1 protein-coding gene is annotated in these 1,359 nt (G+C 49.5%); it reads right to left on the reverse strand.

The window, feature by feature from the left end; all coding sequences use genetic code 11:
- Positions 1 to 904 (reverse strand): AMP-binding protein (locus tag AC6F7T_RS08255; RefSeq protein ID WP_500717744.1); only part of this gene is annotated, 904 nt, incomplete at its 3' end.
- Between the last annotated feature and the right edge of the window lie 455 nt (positions 905 to 1,359).

Raw genomic sequence — 1,359 nt, forward strand, 5'->3', positions numbered from 1 at the left:
TAATGCCGCAGACCTGTTCTAACACGTGGTTGATCGGCAGAAAAGACAGGGTAGCAATGGAGTTGTCGAGCTTAAAATGAAGCTGGGCGCCCTCAATGTTGCTGACAATATTACGATGGCTGAGCATCGCCCCCTTGGAACGACCGGTCGTGCCTGAGGTGTAAAGGATGACAGCGCGCTGATCAGCAGTGGCGCTGCCGGTAACCACGGGGTCATCAGAAAAAATGGCTTTGTACGAAAACAGCCTTTTTTCTTTAAGTAACCGATTGCGGATCAGCTCCGTATCGGATAAAAAATGACGCTTTTTTTTCTTTTTTTCAGAGGGCTCATTGGTCTCTGGGACGCTGGTAACCAGTTGACGTAATTGCTCGGCGGCCATTTCAAGAGGTTCGCGCCGTTCCGGAGTGATGTTGAGGTCGACGACCAGAAGCTGCCACAGGGATTTAAGCTCCTGCATGGTTTCAATGATATCGCTCTGATCCCCCATCTCTTCAATCGGGGTGTCGATGAGAATGATCCTCTTCAGGTCGGGCAGGTCATCAATGATTTCCAGCAAGGTGTCAAACTGTGCCTGGCCGACAATGATCGCCTGGGTATCGGAATCAGCGAGGATATGGCGCAGTTCCGCTGCTTTAAGTTCCTTGTCAATCGGTACGGCAACGCAGCCGGCATGGAGGATGGCCAGATAGGAAGTGACCCAGCGCGGTGACGAAGGTGCAAGAATCGCTACATGCGCCATCTCTTTGATGTCGAGTTGCTGCAACCCTGCCGCCAGTTTTTCGACATTATCCCAGAAACGGGCATAGGAAACATCCTTCCACTGGCCATTGACTTTATGCTTAAATGCCACCTGCTGCGCATGTTTTATACAACTGGCCTGAATGACCTGGTCGATTCTCTGCACGATGATAACTCCTGCGGTATGATAAGTAGTCTTCATCCGGTAACCCCGGATGAACATAATGCCGTTTCCATCCGGAGACAGTCCATAAAAAAATCTGATGAGTACTGATCTTCCGCTGTATTTAACGACAATGCACGTCATACCCGCGAGGGCGGGTATCCAGGGGGGTTGCTCAGATTCATGGACTCCCGCTTTCGCGAGAGTGACGACTTTTCAGAATAGAGCGCAAGATTGTGGCGCTAATTAGTTAAAAAAACAGAATATTATCATTGTTTTGGGGTAGAAGATAGAACACAAAACCCATCTCACACGAAGATACCAGGGGAATTGTAGTCAGGGAGTGGGGAGTGGGGAAAGCAGTGATCCGTGAGCAGTAAGCAGTAAGCAGTAAGCAGTAAGCAGTAAGCAGTAAGCAGTAAGCAGTAAGCAGTAAGCAGTAAGCAGTAAGCAGTGAG

This window comes from Pelovirga sp., from assembly GCF_059864205.1.